The organism is Aeromonas sp. 600479 (genome assembly GCF_049175515.1).
GTDB classification, from domain to species: domain Bacteria; phylum Pseudomonadota; class Gammaproteobacteria; order Enterobacterales; family Aeromonadaceae; genus Aeromonas; species Aeromonas veronii_A.
In genome coordinates this window covers 91,705-107,380 of sequence record NZ_JAAKVF010000006.1, presented here as the reverse complement: position 1 = coordinate 107,380, position 15,676 = coordinate 91,705, and the positions used below count along the sequence as shown (strand labels likewise).

Here is a 15,676-nt window from a genome sequence, read left to right as displayed (position 1 = left end):
GGAATAGATGATGAACAACACCCTGATCCGCAACCTGACTCTGGCTACCACCCTGCTGAGTGGCGCCGCACTGGCCGCCCCTCTGAGCGTGACCGTCTACAACCCTGGCGAGAAGGCGATCTTCCCGGTCTCCTCCTCACTGGTGACCGGTGACAAAGAGGCCATCCTGATCGATGCCCAGTTCGACGTGCAAAATGGTCAGGCGCTGGTCGACATGATCAAGAAGAGCGGCAAGAAGCTGACTACTGTGTATATCAGTGCCGGTGACCCCGACTTCTACTTCGGTCTGGAGCCCGTCATGGCTGCGTTCCCTGATGTCAAAGTGCTGGCTGACCAGCATGTGGTTGACCATATCAACCAGACCAAGGATGCCAAGCTGAGTTACTGGAGCCCGATCCTCGGCAAGGGCGCACCGAAGAGCCTGACCGTGCCGCAAGTGATGACTGCCAGCCACCTGACATTGGATGGCGAGAAGATTGAGATCAAAGAGATGAATACCCCGAATGCCTACCTCTGGGCCCCTTCCATCAAGACTGCTTTCGGTGGTGTGCCGGTTTATCACGGGGTGCATGTCTGGATGGCAGACAGTCAGACCAAGGGAGCCCGCAGCAACTGGGTCAAGGCGCTGGACAACCTGCTGGCCCTGAAACCCGAGCGCGTGGTTCCGGGCCACTTCCTGGGGACTGCTCCCAAAGGCACTGCGGCTGTGACCTTTACCCGTGACTATGTAGAGCGTTTCGAGCAGGAGTTGGCCAAGGCAAAAAATTCCGGCGAGCTGATCGAGGCTCTGAAGAAGGCCTACCCAGCGCTGCCGGTTGACGATGGTCTGGCCATCGGTGCCAAGGTCAATACCGGCGAGATGAAGTGGTAAGCCACTGAGCCTGCTTTCCCTGTGTTTTTTTACCGGGCCTCAGGGCCCGGTTTTTTATCCAAGATTGAAGCGAGAATGAAGATGAGCGAACAACAAACTACCCTCCATTATGTCTATGACCCGCTCTGTGGCTGGTGCTACGGTGCCGCGCCCCTGTTGCAGGCGGCAGCCACCCTTGACGGGCTCAAGATCGAGCTGCATGCGGGTGGCCTCTGGCTGGGCAGCCGCCGTCAGCCGATGGGCGAGGCATTGCGTGATTATGTACGCCCCCATGATCAGCGGATCGAAGCGCTGACCGGCCAGCATTTTGGCGAGCGCTATTTCAACGAATTGCTGTTGCGGGAAGGGGCTCTGCTGGACTCCGAGCCGCCGATCCGCGCGATCTTGGCTGTCACGGCATTGGGGGGCGATGGGTTGGCTATGTTGCACCGGATCCAGCAATCCCACTATCGAGACGGGATCTGGACTGGCGAGCTGGCGTTTCTTGCCACTCTGGCGGCAGAGCAGGGGATTGCAGCCGAGGCATTCCAGCAAGCTTATCTGCAGGCCCCCTTGCTGCAACATCTGGCAGATAGCCAGGGCTGGATGAAGCGGCTGGGTGGTCAGGGCTATCCTACTTTGGGTATAGAGCGAGAGGGAAGACTCGAAAGGATAGAGCTCAACCAGTATCTGGGAGAGCCGGAATTGCTGATTCCAATACTGGTTAAACGGTGATGAGTTCGCGTTAGTTAACGTGCTCCTATCTGTGTGTCGATAGCGATCAATAGCGTGCTTATCCAAACTACAAAAGCACTGCTCTACGGCTATGCTCAATTACAAAAATATAAACAGATAGCTCCTCTCAAAACCGACATTAAACGATGACACGCAGTTAAGGATGAATCTATGCTCCAGAATATGTCCATAGGCCAGAAGTTGAGTGCTGGCTTTGCAGTATTGGCAATTTGCGTATGTTTGCTTGCAGGGTACGGCGTGTCACGGCTGTCGTATCTCAACCAACAGAGCACCCTATTGGCTGACAACCTTATCCCTTCTGTTCGTTATGCCACCCAGATGAATATCGCGTTGCTTGATGCTCGTCGATCACAACTATCCATGGTGATAGCGATGGATAACAATGACAGTGCTGAGATAGAGCGTACTCAACAGGGGGTCATGGAAGCTAAAGCGCGCTTCGAAAAAGCTACGGCTGATTATGGTCGATTGGCGTTTAATGCTGTCGATGAAGAGCAAACCTTCCGCGCTTTGAAAACAGCAGGAGAAGCTTACTTTGCTGTTCACACTCCGCTTTATCAGGCTGCAAAGTCGAGCCATAGCAATATTAGGGAGATCCTTCAAGGTGATATCCGCGTTTCTCTGGATCAAGCGACAAAACTCACTGCGGATTTACGTGAGATCAATGAACGCATTGGCAGGGAAATGGATGCACATGGAGAGGATGCTTACAACAGCTCCAGAGTACTCAGTCTAATTACGGGAGCCGCAACATTGATCTTCGTTGTATTGATTGCGTGGTATTTGAGTCAGCAGATTAAACGCCCTGTAAACCGTTTGTTGGAGGCTGTAGACAAGATTGCTGCAGGTGACTTGACCCATCGCCTAGATCTACATGCGTTCAATCGAGATGAACTGGGGCAGCTGGCAAAAGGGTTTGCACAGATGCAAGACAATTTGCGTAAGTTAGTAGGGGAGGTGTCTGGCTCTGTTGTGCAGATGAGTTCTGCGGTGGAAGAGATTAGTGCCGTTGCAAGACAATCAGCTGACAACATGAACGCGCAGCAGCATGAATTGAATCAGCTTGCAACAGCGATGAACGAGATGCAGGCCACGGTGCAGGAGGTCTCTCGCAACACCAGCGATGCCGCCAGTGCCGCCACCTCGGCGAGTGAGACAGCTGAACTTGGTGCGCAAACGGTGAATGACTCCATTTTGCGTATTGAACGGGTCGCCGGTGCCATCGAGAGTACCGCGGTGGTGATCCGCCAACTGGGCGATGATAGCCGCAATATCGGCATGGTGCTGGAGGTGATCCGCGGCATTGCCGAACAGACCAACCTGCTGGCATTGAACGCGGCCATTGAAGCGGCCCGTGCCGGTGAGCAGGGACGGGGGTTTGCGGTGGTGGCTGATGAGGTGCGTACGCTGGCCAAGCGCACTCAGGACTCCACCTCCCAGATCAATACCATCATTGCCGAGTTGCAGCAGCGTGCCGAACAGGCGGGCAGTACCATGCAACAGAGTCAGGAGCTGATGAACACCACTGTAGCTACCGCTCGGGAGGCGGGAGAGTCCATTTCCCAGATCAGTGGCTCGGTCAGCAGCATCTCCCACATGAATATCCAGATTGCGACAGCCACCGAAGAGCAGGGGGCGGTGAGTGAGGAGCTCAACCGCAACGTGGTCAATATCAGCCACGCCTCCGAAGAGGTGGCGGCCGGTGCCACCCAGATGGCTCAAGCTTGCAACGAGTTGAACCATTTGGCCAGCCAGTTGCAGGATATGGTGCGCCGTTTCAGGGTGTAATCCCTTGTCGAGTCAAACAGCCCGATTGCCGCGAGGTGATCGGGCTTTGTTATTTCCGAGGGCCAGAGCGAGCCGATGACTTGTTCCGCCGGGTGATATTGTGCATGCTGATGGCCCATTTTCCAGGCAGGACTCTTGCTGTATGAATCTTCGCGATCTCGAATATCTGGTGGCGCTGGATGAGGAAAAACATTTTCGCAAAGCCGCCGAACGCTGCTTTGTCAGTCAACCTACCCTGAGTGGTCAGCTGCGCAAGCTGGAGGATGAACTCGGCGTCATTCTGATCGAACGTACCTCGCGCAAGGTGCTGTTTACCCCGGCTGGCGATGCCATGACTCATCAGGCGCGTCGGGTGCTCAAGGAGGTGCGTGAGCTCAAGAGCATCGGCCAGCATTTTTCCGAGCCGATGTCCGGGGAGATCCATATCGGCTTTATTCCGACTGTGGGCCCTTATCTGTTGCCCCGCATTATCCAGGCCCTGCGTGAGCGTTTCCCCCAGCTGGAGTTTTACCTCTATGAAGAGCAAACCCAGACCCTGCTCAAGCGGCTGGAAGAGGGGGAGCTGGATTGCGTCATTCTGGCCGAGATGCCGGGGATGGAGGGGTTTGGTTCAATCCAGCTCTACCACGAGCCGATGTGGTTGGCGGTGCCTTGCCATCACCCCGAAGCACAGGCCAGACAGGTGCCGCTCGGCAATCTCAAGGGCAAGAAATTGCTGATGCTGGCCGATGGCCACTGTTTGCGGGATCAGGCGATGGGATTCTGTTTTGCTGGTGGGATAGGTGAAGATCAGCGCTTCAAGGGTACCAGTCTCGAGACCCTGCGTAACATGGTAGCTGCCGGTAGCGGCATGACCCTGGTACCAAAGCTGGCCGTACCTGCCGATCATGATGAGGGAGGAGTCAGTTATCGACCAGTGGTCGACCCGGTGCCAGGGCGGACTATCTCGCTGCTCTATCGCCACTACTCGGTGCGTCGCCCTTGTTTCAACGAGTTGGCGGCCACGATCGCTACATTGATGCGCAAGCAGTTGGCCCAATAAAAAACCGGCAGCCAAGGCTGCCGGTTCTGCTTCTGCCGCAAAAGCGACCTAGAAGATATCGTCGGTAGAGACAGGCCCTTCCATATCGGGGTTGTCGCCGCCGTAGACCTGATTGCCGTCCGAGCTGGGCGCAGCGTAACGGGTCGGCTCAGTACCTTCCTTGAAGTATTCGTCGGTGCCACCACTGGTCGCCAGCAGGCCTGTTTCGCTGTCAATCTTCACCGTCATGATCCCCTCGGGAACCGGCATCTTGTGCTCCGGTAGCTTTTTGAGAGCGACTTTCATGAAGTCGATCCAGATAGGCTGTGCGGCGCCACCACCAAATTCGGCACGACCAAGGCCACGTTGGTGGTTGTCAAAACCGATCCAGGAAGTAGCGACTATGTCCGGGGTGTAGCCGGAGAACCAGGCATCCCGCGATTCGTTGGTGGTACCGGTTTTACCGGAGATGTCGTGACGCTTCAGGTCGCGGGCTGCACGCCAGCCGGTACCACGCCAGCCGTTGCCACCCCAGATGGCTGTGCTCAGGGTGTCGGTGATCAGGAATGCGCTCTGGGCACTTATGGTATGCGGGGCTATGAGCGGTGCGAGAGGAGTCTGAGAGCCATCTTGTGCTGTGCCATCAACAGTTGGCTGTGACTGTGTGCTCTGTTCGGACGCCGTCTGCTGTTCGCAATTGCTGCAGGCGATGGCGGGATTGGCCTGATAGAGGGTGTTCTCTAGGCTGTCGGTCACTTTGTCGATGAAATATGGTGTCACCAGGAAGCCACCGTTGGCCAGTACCGAGTAACCACGTACCACCTCGAGGGGGGTGAATTCGGCAGCGCCCAGTGCCAGCGACTCATGGGGAGAGATGAAGTCGCGAGGGAAGCCAAAGCGGGTCAGACCATCTATATAGGTATCCAGACCGATGGCGCGCATCAGTCGAACCGACATCACGTTCTTGGACTTGGCCAGACCCAGACGCAGCGGGGTGGGACCATCATAAACGGCCGGGGAGTTCTTGGGCTGCCACATGGGCCCTTTTGACGGATCCCACTGGTTGATCGGCGCATCGTTGATGAGCGACGCCAAGGTATAGCCGTGCTCCAGCGCGGTCGCATAAAGGAAAGGCTTGATATTGGAACCAATCTGGCGACGAGCTTGATCGACCCGGTTGAATTTGGAGAGCTCAAAGCTGAACCCCCCGACCAGTGCTTCCAGTGCCCCATTTTTCGGGTTCATGGCAACCAGCGCGGCGTTGACGTCCGGGATTTGGGACAGCAGCAACTCTTCGCCCTCTTCCCGCACCCAGATCTGGGCGCCGACTTTTAGTACATCGCGCGCCGATTTCGGGGCATAGCTCTGACGGTCGTCGGTAATAAAGGAGCGGGCCCATTTAATGCCGTTCCAGCCGAGCTCTGCTTCCTTGCCATTTTTCAGTACCAGCGTTGCGCTCCGGTCACCGAGCTTGGTCACGACCGCCGCCATCAGCGGATCATAAGTGGGCTGCTTGCCAAGGTGGGCCACGATCTGCTCGTAATCCCAAGCTGACTCACCAGCCTTCCACAACTGAGCCGTCGGGCCACGATAGCCGTGACGCATATCGTAGGCAAAGACGCCATCCAGCAGCGCCTGTCTGGCCGCCCGCTGGCGTTCGGCAGAGACAGTAGTGTAGACGTGCAGGCCCATGGTGTAGGCATCTTCACCGAACTGCTCGACCATCTTCTGGCGAACCATTTCCCCCAGATAGGGGGCGTGCAGGGTCACTTCGGCGCCGTGAAAACGGGCCTTGATCGGCATTTTGGAGGCTTCGTCAAATTGGGCCTGGGTGATCTTGCCGGTCTCCAGCATCCGGCCCAGCACAACGTTGCGGCGAGCAAAGGCGCGTTCGGGGGAGCGGATGGGGTTGAGCATGGAGGGGGCTTTGGGCAGACCGGCAATGATGGCGATCTCGTCCAGCCCCAGATCCTTGACCTCTTTACCAAAATAAACCTGAGCCGCAGCACCGATCCCGAAGGAGCGATAACCGAGAGGGATCTTGTTGAGGTAGAGTTCGAGGATCTCGTCTTTCGAGAGATTCTGCTCGATCCGCCAGGCCAGGAAGACCTCCTTGATCTTGCGGATGATGGTTTTCTCATTGCTCAGGAAGAAGTTGCGGGCAACCTGCTGGGTAATGGTGCTGGCACCCTGACGGGCATGACCTGATACGGCCCAGACGGAGGCGGCGCGAATGATGCCGATGGGGTCAATGCCGGGGTGCTCGTAGAAGCGGGCATCTTCGGTTGCCAGTACGGCATCGATCATTGGTTGGGGGATTTCATCCAGGCGCAACGGAATGCGACGGATTTCGCCATATTGGGCGATCAATTCCCCATCTCGGCTGTAGACCCTCATCGGGGTTGCCAGTTTGACATCACGCAGTGCGGTGACATCGGGCAGTTGGGGTTTGATATAGAAGTAGATACCGATGAGGCTGGCAACACCCAGCACAGCACCCAGCATCATGACAATAAACAGGCGAACGAGCCATTTCAGCATGGAAGAACTACCAATCGTCTTAAATTTAGCCAACGGGCGCAGAGTATAGCCCTTTTGCCATCTGGAATTCGAGGTTTTCCTGTGGCAAGTCACCCATCGACAGGATGCGAGAGGTTAGCACTACAGTGAGCAATAACCAAGGTGCCTCCCTTTATCTCAAGAAAGCGAGGTGGGTCACTTTTCGGTATAAACTTTATGACATTGATAGTTAGAGCATTTAGGATGGGTCAAGCTCTCATATGATAGAGTGTCCTACACTCAATTCAGGTATAAAACCCAATAACGCATGGATGTGTATATGTTTGGGCTATTTAATAAGGGATCCCTCCTCCCCCTGGCGGGCATTGATTTCGGTAGCCAGACCATCAAGGCCGTTACGCTCAGTGGCCGTCCCGGCAAGCTGCATATTGAATCTGTAGCCGAGGTTGTCACCCCGAAAGGAACACTGGTTGACTACCAGCTGCAGGATATCGAGCGGGTCAGCCCATCTTTGAAAAACCTCAAGCGTCTTATCTCTGGCCATAGCGATTATGCAGCGACTGCAGTGACTGGTTCCAACGTGATCACCAAGGTAATTCAGATTGATGCCCGTCTCGGTGACAAGGAGTTGGAGAGCCAGGTGCAGCTGGAGGCCGAGCAGATCATTCCCTTCCCCCTTGATGAAGTCAGTCTCGATTTTGAGGTGCTGGGCACCAATGCCAGTGAAGATCGTCAGGATGTTCTGCTGAGTGCCGCTCGAACAGAGAGTGTCAATGGTCGTGTCAGTGCCCTCGCTGAGGCAGGCATTGCCGTCAAGGTAGTAGATGTGGGGGCACATGCACTTGGACGAGCCGTAGTGGCCTGTTTGCCCGAGTTGCAGGAGAGTGAGCGACCGATCGGAGTGATCGACATTGGTGCCAGTGCCATGACTTTCGCCGCCTTGGTTAAGGGGGAGGTGATCTACTCTCGATTGCAGAATTTCGGCGGTGATCAATATAGCCAGGCCATCTCATCCTTTTATGGCATGACCCTTGATGAGGCTGAACAAGCCAAGACCAAAGGTACTTTACCTGTTGACCATGAGCTGGACGTGCTGATGCCACATATCAACTCGCTCCTACAACAGGTGCGGCGTAATATCCAGCTGTTTTGCAGCTCGTCAGGCTACCGCGATATTGCCAAGTTGGTGCTGACCGGGGGTGGTAGTTTACTACCTGGCTTGTTGGTGCAAATAAAAGAAGAAGCCAATTGCGAGGTACTTCATCCGGATTTGTTCACCCTGTTTGGAAAACCGAAAGGGAACGCAGACCTGGTACATGGAGCTAAATATATGACGGCATTCGGGTTGGCTCTGAGGAGTTTTACACCATGTCAAATATAAACCTTCTCCCTTGGCGCGAGGCCCGGGCTCAGCGTCAAAAGAAACAGTTCGGAGCCCTGCTTGGGCTTTTCGTGTTGGTCACTGTCGCACTGAGTCTCTTTGCCAACTGGCTGGTCGAGCGCCAGATTACCGCCCAGCAGCAGCGCAATCAGCGGTTGGTTCAGGAGATGACCATCCTCGATGCGCAATTAGGTGAGATTCGTTTGCTCAAGGAGCGTCGCAAAGAGCTGATCGATAGGATGCAGCTTATCGAACATCTGCAGATGCGGAGGAATGTGCCTGTTCGCCTCTTTAACCAGCTCCCCTCTCTGGTACCCAATGGGGTTTATCTTAATACCCTCTCATTGCAAAACAACATTATCGATGTCAATGGCAAGACAGAAGCTTATGGCCGAGTGGCCAGCATGATGCGTCGAATCGATGGCTCCGGTTGGTTGGGGCAGTCAAAAATCAGCACAATTTTTGCATCAGAGGTCGCACCGGTATCGTTGAGCCAATTCTCGATGATGTTCCTGATTGCCAGTAACGCCGCGGCTGCCGGGGATATGGCCAAGGAGAGCAAATGAATCTTCAGCAACTCAACGAGCTTGATCTGAATGACATCGCGAGCTGGCCAAAATGGGCTAAAGCGGTCTTTATCCTGCTGTGCTGTGTATTGACTGGTGGTGCTATTTATTACTATGTGATAGCCAATTCATTGGGCAATCTGACTAACGAGAGTGCCAGAGAGACAGAGCTGAAAAGTCAGTTTGAAAGCAAGGCGATGCTGGCAGCTAACCTGGGAGCCTACAAGGCACAAATGATCCAGCTCGAGCAGTTGGTCGATACTCAGCTTAAACAACTCCCAAATACCCATGAGGTTGCCGGCTTGCTTGACGATATCAGCTTTATTGCCACCGATAATGGCTTGAAACTGAATCGCATCAACTGGGAACCAGAAGTCAAGCACGAATTTTCTACCGAACTGCCTATGAGGATCGAGGTAGTGGGTGATTATCATCAGATAGGCAAATTTACAGCAGATATGGCGGCCTTGCCTCGTATCGTTATTCTCGACTCCTTTACCTTGAGTCAGAGCAAGGATCCAGGAGACCTGATTTCTATGTCGATGCTTGCCAAAACATATAAGTACAATGGTAAAACAGTGGAGCAGAAACAATGAGACGCATCTGCTGCTTGTTACCTGCTCTCTTGCTGGCGGCGTGTGGTGGTCAGGAGGAGATGGATTCCTATATTGCGCAAATCAAGGCAAGACCTCCTGTGCCGATTGAACCGTTACCCCAGTTGAAGCCGTTTTCCCCCATGCACTATCAACAACGTGACCTGCGTAGCCCTTTCATGATGCCTCAACCAGAAGCAAGTGTCGGACGAGCGAGTGCCTCCCAAGTGAAACCTGATTGCGCGCAGGTTATGATGGACAGAGAAAAAGAGGTGCTGGAAAACTACTCCCTCGCCAGCTTGTCAATGCATGGCTCTTTGGGCAAGGCCGGGCAGTTGTGGGCCCTGATCAGCACACCCGATGGAAAATCCATACGGGTCGGGCTCAACCAGTATATGGGGCTCGATCAGGGGCGAGTCATCAAGATTACTCCTACGGCTGTGGATTTGCTGGAAACCATTCCGGATGGAAAGGGGTGCTGGGTAACAAGAGAAACCCAGTTGGCGATGGCCAATATGCAAGAAAAACAATAATCAGGGACGAACAGCAATGAGAACAACCATAGACAGTCTAACAAAAGTGGCTTTGCTGTTTTGCGCCAGTGCCTTCAGCCAGGCGTGGGCAGTGGCAACCTTGCAAGAGATAAAAGTTAATCCATTGCTGGCAGATCAGTTACAACTGGAGCTCAGCTTCAGCGAGCCTGTGAGTGGCTTTACCGATCGCCTCTCTTATCAACCTAATCAGCTTCTGCTGCATGTGCCTGGAGCCGTGGGGGCGCTCAAGGTAAATCCGCTGCCTATTCAGCGTCAGGGGGTAGACAATATTAAGGTGGAAGGGAAGGGGGCTGGCCTTGACATCAAAATTGCGCTCGATCAGCTGGCTCCCTATCAGGTTCAGCAGCAGGGTAACAAGTTGCTGGTTTCCCTGGGGGATGGGACCTCATCTGCCCTGAATAATGGTGATAGTGCTCTGATTGCTCCTGCTGTAACAGCGTCCTCTGCAATGCTGGCCACACCAGCACCCTCGGCACTACTCAATTCTCAGGTAGTTGCCAAGTCACTAGCTGTTACACCTGTCAGCTCCCCTGTTGCTACTCCTACCGCCAGTAAACCATTGCTCAGCAACTATCAGAACGGTGGGAGTGGAGCCTATTTCAACTCGGTGACTGGGGTGGATTTTCGTCGTGGCAAGGATGGCCAGGGGGAGTTTCTGGTCACGCTGGACAACAGCTCGGCTGCCGTCGATGTGAGCAGCCGCGGCCAGACCGTACTTGCCAAGTTTCATGGCACTAGGGTGCCCGATGGTTTGCTTAATCTGATCAACGTGCAGGATTTTGCAACGCCGGTCTCTCAGGTTGAGGTGTCTCGACAAGGCAGTGACACTCTATTTGAACTGTCGGTTAATGGTCAATTTGATTACCGTTACGATCAGGCCGATAAACTTTTCATTATCGAGGTGAAAAAACGTCAGGCGGCATCGGCGTCCTCAAGGCAGTACCAAGGAAAGCCTATCTCATTGAACTTTCAGGATATTCCAGTCCGTACTGTGCTGCAGCTTATCGCAGATTTCAACAACCTCAATCTGGTGACCACCGACTCTGTAGCCGGCAATCTGACATTACGACTGGATGGTGTGCCCTGGGAGCAGGCGCTTGACATCATTTTGAAAGTACGTGGTCTGGATAAGCGGCTTGATAACAACATCCTGCTGGTTGCTCCGGCTGAAGAGATTGCGGCACGGGAGAAACAGCAGTTAGAGAGCCGTAATCAGGTGGCCGATTTGGCCCAGTTATATACCGAATACTTGCAGATTAACTATGCAAAAGCATCCGAAGTAGCTGCTCTGCTCTCATCCGAGAGTACCAAGTTGCTGTCGCCACGTGGCGCGGTGAGTGTGGATGAGCGCACCAACGTGTTGGTGGTCAAAGATACGGCTGAAGTGATCAGCAGCATCAAGCGGATGCTCGATATTCTGGATATTCCGGTCAAGCAGGTCGTCATTGAAGCACGCATGGTGACCATCGACGACGGTTTTGATGAGGCGCTTGGCGTGCGTTGGGGGGTGACCAAGAATGATGGACATGGTAATAGCACGTCCGGCTCTATTGAGGGGAATGATGGCTCAGGTAATAACAACGGCGGTTCGGCTATCAATCCCCGGCCATCAGCTGACGATCGGTTGAACGTCAACCTGCCGGTGACCAATGCTGCTGGTACTTTGGCATTCCAGGTTGCCCGTCTGGCTGATGGCACCTTGCTGGATCTCGAGTTGTCGGCGCTGGAAAAAGAGAGCAAGGCAGAGATTATCGCCAGTCCGAGGGTGACCACGGCTAATCAGAAACCGGCATTGATTGAACAGGGTACCGAGATCCCCTATGTGGAGTCCTCTTCCAGTGGTGCAACCTCGGTCACCTTCAAGAAGGCAGTGCTGAGCCTGAAGGTTACACCGCAGATCACCCCTGACAATCGTGTGATTCTCGACCTGACCGTCACCCAGGATACCAAGGGCGAAACCGTACCGACCGGTACCGGTGATGCGGTTTCCATCAATGCTCAGTCCATCACGACACAGGTGCTGGTGAACAATGGTGAGACTCTGGTACTCGGCGGCATCTATCAGCAGACTATCAAAAGTGATGTGACCAAGGTGCCTTTGCTGGGCGATATACCCGGATTGGGGGCCCTGTTTCGCAAGACCACCAGCGAGAACAAAAAGCGGGAATTGCTGATTTTCGTGACCCCCAAGATAGTCACCGACGCCTTCTGAAGGCTTTACATGTGAAGGTAAAACACATATAACCTTACGCCCCAATGAGGTTGGGGCGTAAGGGCTGCGGTTGCCAGTCCCGATATCTATTGAGATAATCCCCCTCCTGATCCATCGCAAGATAAGGTTCATAGGTACCCCGATCCAGTATTCATCGGGGTCGTACAGTTTGTAATTACTAACGAAAAAACATGGCTGAGAAACGCAATATTTTCCTGATAGGTCCCATGGGTGCGGGCAAGAGCACCATAGGTAGACATCTGGCAGAACAACTGCATATGGAGTTTTTCGACTCAGATCATGAGATTGAGCGCCGCAGTGGTGCCGATATCGGCTGGGTGTTTGATGTTGAAGGCGAAGAGGGTTTCCGTATTCGCGAAGAGAAGGTGATCAGCGAATTGTCTGAGCAGCAGGGTATCGTGCTGGCAACCGGTGGTGGTGCCATCAAGAGCCGGGAAACCCGCAACAAGTTGTCTGCTCGTGGCATCGTGGTCTACCTCGAAACCACCATTGAAAAGCAGTTGGCGCGCACACAGCGAGACAAACGCCGTCCTCTGCTACAGACCGAAGAGCCGCCGCGTGAGGTGCTTGAGCGTCTGGCACAAGAGCGCAACGCCCTTTATGAAGAAGTGGCTGACTTTGTTATCCAAACAGATGATCAAAGCGCAAAGATCGTTGCCAATCAGATTGTGAAGCTGATCGGTATGTAATCAAGAGGACGTCCATGGAACGGTTGAAGGTTGAACTGGGTGAGCGCAGCTATGCTATCGAGATAGCTGCCGGGTTGTTGCAGCGTCCCGAGGCGCTGGGATCGACCATCAAAGGTAGGCGGGTGATGATAGTGACCAACACGGTCGTTGCCCCACTCTATCTTGAACGGGTAATGGCACTGCTGTCCGGTTTTCAGGTTGAATCCCTGATCCTGCCTGACGGTGAGGCATACAAGAACCTGGCGACCTTTGAGCGGATCATGTCTGCTCTGCTTGAAACCAACCATGGGCGTGATACCACCCTCATCGCTCTGGGGGGCGGTGTGATCGGGGATGTGGTGGGCTTTGCGGCAGCAAGCTATCAACGTGGTATTCCTTTTATCCAGATCCCGACCACCCTGCTCTCCCAGGTTGACTCCTCTGTCGGCGGTAAAACCGCTGTCAACCACCCCCTCGGCAAGAACATGATTGGGGCTTTTTATCAGCCCAAACAAGTTGTTATCGATACCGAATGTCTGAGTACCTTGCCAGCCCGCGAATTTGCCGCGGGGATGGCCGAGGTGATCAAGTACGGCATCATTTGGGATGCTGATTTCTTCAGCTGGCTGGAGCAGAACATGGTGCGTCTGCAACAGCTGGAATCTGCCGCGCTGGCCTACGCCATCAAACGTTGCTGCGAGATCAAAGCCGATGTGGTCGGTCAGGATGAGACCGAGCACGGCGTCCGTGCATTGCTCAATCTGGGTCACACCTTTGGTCATGCCATCGAGGCCGAGCAGGGGTATGGCAACTGGCTGCACGGTGAAGCAGTATCCGCCGGCACCATGCTGGCAGCCTGGACTGCGCAGGCCCGTGGCGATATGAGCGAAGAGGACGTCGCGCGAGTGCGCGCCCTGCTGCTGGCCGCCAATCTGCCCATTCATGCGCCTGCCGAGATGGATTTCGCCGCCTTTATTCGCCATATGCGCCGTGACAAGAAGGTGCTGGAAGGCAAGCTGCGTCTGGTGTTGCCGGTTGGCATCGGCCATGCGCAGGTGGTGGGGGATGTGTCCGATGCCGAGTTGCTGGCGGTGATCGAGTCTGGTCGTGACGAATAAACTGCTAAAACTTCCTTCCCAGCGGCAGCTGGTTGACCGGCTGCTGCATCTGATTGAATTCAATCACCCTTTCATTTTTCTCTCCGGTAAACCCGGTTGTGGTCGCGGTACGCTGTGCGAATCCCTGCTCGGCGTGTTACCGGAAAAAGTGCGGGTGGTAAGCCTGATCGGTACGCCTGCCATGAAGATGGTGGATGTGCGCCAGCTGTTGCTACCACAGGTGGTGGCGCGCCCGCTCTTCAATCCACAGGATGCGCTGGCGGAGAGCTTCTTTCGCATGCTGGAGGGGAGCAAGCCTGCCACCCTGTTGCTACTGATAGAGCGTGCCGACCAGTTGCCGGCCGAATTGCTGGGAGAGTTGTGGGCGATCATCCGTCATAACGATACTCTGGCGGCGCCCCATCAGCTGGCCATTATCGTCTCGGGCAGTGACGTCTGGTGTCGTACCCAACGGCCGCAGCTCAAAGGGCGTGCCATGCCAGCCCTTGAGCTGGAAGTGCCGCCCCTGAGCCCGCCCGAGCAGCGCATCTTCTTGTATGAGAAAGCCAAAGAGCTCAAGATCCCGGCGACCCTCTTGCCCAAGCCGCAAGTGGAGGAGATCCTGAAAACGGCGAATGGACATCCGTCCACCATCATGCAGTTACTGGAGGATATCATGACCGACAGAAGGCCCAAGAAGCGTCAGGCGGAGTTGCCTGTCAAGAAGATTGCCACCGCTATCGCGCTGGTCGCTGGCGGCCTGCTGGCTTTGAGCTACCTGCTACCTGCGCTGTTTGACAATGAAAGCAAACCGGCGCTGCAGGATCCGGCGCAGAACACGGCATTGCCGATCCCAGTAGCGGGAGGCGATCCCCTCACCGCAGGCGGCTCGAATACCGATGCCGCTGCACAAGGCGCGCAAAACAGCGCTGCAGCCAGCAATCCCAACGGGGTTGTGAAGGATTGGCAGCCGGAGGCGAAAGTGCTGCCCAAGTCGGTAGAGAGCGAAACCGTGACCACCGAATCAACCAATTACGAAGGGCGTCGGGTGGTGATCTCTGACGAGGTCGTGCAAAAGCTGATGACCGAACCCAAGGTGAGCGGCGCTCTGCCTACTGACGTGGTGGACGAGCTGACCGGCAAGAACCCGAGTGGCACAGCCCCCAGTGGTGCAATCGCAACCACGGCGCCAGCCAGTACCGCCAAGGCACTGAATCCGGCGACAACCGCAACGCCTGCTGCTACCACCAAAACAGCCAGCAACGAGCCGGTTGCCGCGCCAGCACCCAAAGTGGCCCTGACACCGGTCGCCACCTTGAACAAGAAGCCGCGCAACCACTACAGCGTTCAGCTGATGGGGGCGAGCAACACCAAGGCGGTGGATCAATTTGTCGCCGAGCATGGTCTGGCGGGCAAGGTATGGGTCTATCAGACCAAATTCCGTGGCAGCCCCTGGTATGTGGTGCTGCAAGGGGATTATGCCGGTCTGACCCAGGCCAAGAGTGCCATTCGCAAGCTTCCGCCAGCCTTGCTGAAAGGTCAGCCCTGGCCCAAGTCGTTTGCACAGGTACAAAAAGAGCTGAAGCAATAGCCTTGATACCGGATAAGGGGGTAAAATCGTCCCCCTTTTTGGGTCTTGCCTTCTTACA

Annotated in this window: 13 protein-coding genes; 12 read left to right on the top strand and 1 reads right to left on the bottom strand. The window is 55.0% G+C overall.

The genetic code is table 11. The annotated features are described in order from the left end of the window. The first annotated feature begins 10 nt into the window (after positions 1-10). The 4 genes from G5149_RS09075 (at position 11) to oxyR (ending at position 4,436) form a co-directional block, all read left to right on the top strand. The gene (locus G5149_RS09075; protein WP_421212332.1) at positions 11-871 is read left to right on the top strand and encodes a Vmh family MBL fold metallo-hydrolase; all 861 of its coding nucleotides are present in this window, start codon (positions 11-13) and stop codon (positions 869-871) included. A 75-nt stretch (positions 872-946) separates the two neighbouring features. Continuing rightward, a complete protein-coding gene (locus G5149_RS09070; protein WP_041234335.1) occupies positions 947-1,585 on the top strand; it encodes a DsbA family protein in 639 nt (212 codons plus the stop codon). Positions 1,586-1,756: 171 nt separating this feature from the next. Then, a complete protein-coding gene (locus tag G5149_RS09065) occupies positions 1,757-3,394 on the top strand; it encodes a methyl-accepting chemotaxis protein (RefSeq protein WP_005347931.1) in 1,638 nt (545 codons plus the stop codon). Positions 3,395-3,536: 142 nt separating this feature from the next. Continuing rightward, the gene (oxyR, locus tag G5149_RS09060; protein WP_421212295.1) at positions 3,537-4,436 is read left to right on the top strand and encodes a DNA-binding transcriptional regulator OxyR; all 900 of its coding nucleotides are present in this window, start codon (positions 3,537-3,539) and stop codon (positions 4,434-4,436) included. Between the two features lie 48 nt (positions 4,437-4,484). Here oxyR and G5149_RS09055 read toward each other — a convergent pair whose 3' ends face one another. Next, positions 4,485-6,956 (bottom strand): penicillin-binding protein 1A, encoded by a 2,472-nt coding sequence (locus tag G5149_RS09055; RefSeq protein WP_005347929.1) that lies wholly within the window; start codon positions 6,954-6,956, stop codon positions 4,485-4,487. A 298-nt stretch (positions 6,957-7,254) separates the two neighbouring features. On the opposite strand from G5149_RS09055, the gene tapM reads away from it, so the two are divergent. The 8 genes from tapM to G5149_RS09015 all read left to right on the top strand — a co-directional run bounded on the left by tapM (position 7,255) and on the right by G5149_RS09015 (position 15,618). Next, positions 7,255-8,316 carry a PilM family type IVa pilus assembly protein TapM gene (gene tapM, locus G5149_RS09050; RefSeq protein ID WP_421212294.1) on the top strand — a complete coding sequence of 354 codons (1,062 nt, stop codon included), beginning with the start codon at positions 7,255-7,257 and terminating at the stop codon, positions 8,314-8,316. Beyond that, positions 8,304-8,882, top strand: a complete 579-nt coding sequence (tapN, locus tag G5149_RS09045) for a PilN family type IV pilus biogenesis protein TapN (RefSeq protein WP_288728479.1) — start codon at positions 8,304-8,306, stop codon at positions 8,880-8,882. Before tapM ends, tapN begins: the two co-directional genes overlap by 13 nt. Next, positions 8,879-9,478, top strand: a complete 600-nt coding sequence (gene tapO / locus G5149_RS09040) for a PilO family type IV pilus biogenesis protein TapO (protein ID WP_005347920.1) — start codon at positions 8,879-8,881, stop codon at positions 9,476-9,478. The genes tapN and tapO overlap by 4 nt, the downstream gene beginning before the upstream one ends. Then, positions 9,475-10,008, top strand: coding sequence for a pilus assembly protein PilP (locus G5149_RS09035; RefSeq protein ID WP_005347917.1), 534 nt, complete (start codon positions 9,475-9,477; stop codon positions 10,006-10,008). Before tapO ends, G5149_RS09035 begins: the two co-directional genes overlap by 4 nt. A 16-nt stretch (positions 10,009-10,024) precedes the next feature. Continuing rightward, positions 10,025-12,241 (top strand): type IV pilus secretin PilQ, encoded by a 2,217-nt coding sequence (locus tag G5149_RS09030; RefSeq protein ID WP_421212293.1) that lies wholly within the window; start codon positions 10,025-10,027, stop codon positions 12,239-12,241. A gap of 191 nt (positions 12,242-12,432) precedes the next feature. Continuing rightward, positions 12,433-12,951, top strand: a complete 519-nt coding sequence (gene aroK, locus G5149_RS09025; RefSeq protein ID WP_005347909.1) for a shikimate kinase AroK — start codon at positions 12,433-12,435, stop codon at positions 12,949-12,951. Between the two features lie 14 nt (positions 12,952-12,965). Then, positions 12,966-14,048, top strand: coding sequence for a 3-dehydroquinate synthase (aroB, locus tag G5149_RS09020; RefSeq protein WP_421212292.1), 1,083 nt, complete (start codon positions 12,966-12,968; stop codon positions 14,046-14,048). Then, entirely contained in the window at positions 14,038-15,618 is a 1,581-nt protein-coding gene (locus G5149_RS09015; protein WP_323969331.1) for an SPOR domain-containing protein, read from the top strand. The genes aroB and G5149_RS09015 overlap by 11 nt, the downstream gene beginning before the upstream one ends. The last annotated feature ends 58 nt before the right edge of the window (positions 15,619-15,676 follow it).

Excerpts from the sequence above, each read along its gene's own strand:
- G5149_RS09075 (WP_421212332.1), top strand. The coding sequence starts at position 11 with ATGAACAACACCCTGATCCGCAACCTGACTCTGGCTACCACCCTGCTG.
- G5149_RS09070 (WP_041234335.1), top strand. The coding sequence starts at position 947 with ATGAAGATGAGCGAACAACAAACTACCCTCCATTATGTCTATGACCCG.
- G5149_RS09065 (WP_005347931.1), top strand. The coding sequence starts at position 1,757 with ATGCTCCAGAATATGTCCATAGGCCAGAAGTTGAGTGCTGGCTTTGCA.
- oxyR (WP_421212295.1), top strand. The coding sequence starts at position 3,537 with ATGAATCTTCGCGATCTCGAATATCTGGTGGCGCTGGATGAGGAAAAA.
- G5149_RS09055 (WP_005347929.1), bottom strand. The coding sequence starts at position 6,956 with ATGCTGAAATGGCTCGTTCGCCTGTTTATTGTCATGATGCTGGGTGCT.
- tapM (WP_421212294.1), top strand. The coding sequence starts at position 7,255 with ATGTTTGGGCTATTTAATAAGGGATCCCTCCTCCCCCTGGCGGGCATT.
- tapN (WP_288728479.1), top strand. The coding sequence starts at position 8,304 with ATGTCAAATATAAACCTTCTCCCTTGGCGCGAGGCCCGGGCTCAGCGT.
- tapO (WP_005347920.1), top strand. The coding sequence starts at position 8,879 with ATGAATCTTCAGCAACTCAACGAGCTTGATCTGAATGACATCGCGAGC.
- G5149_RS09035 (WP_005347917.1), top strand. The coding sequence starts at position 9,475 with ATGAGACGCATCTGCTGCTTGTTACCTGCTCTCTTGCTGGCGGCGTGT.
- G5149_RS09030 (WP_421212293.1), top strand. The coding sequence starts at position 10,025 with ATGAGAACAACCATAGACAGTCTAACAAAAGTGGCTTTGCTGTTTTGC.
- aroK (WP_005347909.1), top strand. The coding sequence starts at position 12,433 with ATGGCTGAGAAACGCAATATTTTCCTGATAGGTCCCATGGGTGCGGGC.
- aroB (WP_421212292.1), top strand. The coding sequence starts at position 12,966 with ATGGAACGGTTGAAGGTTGAACTGGGTGAGCGCAGCTATGCTATCGAG.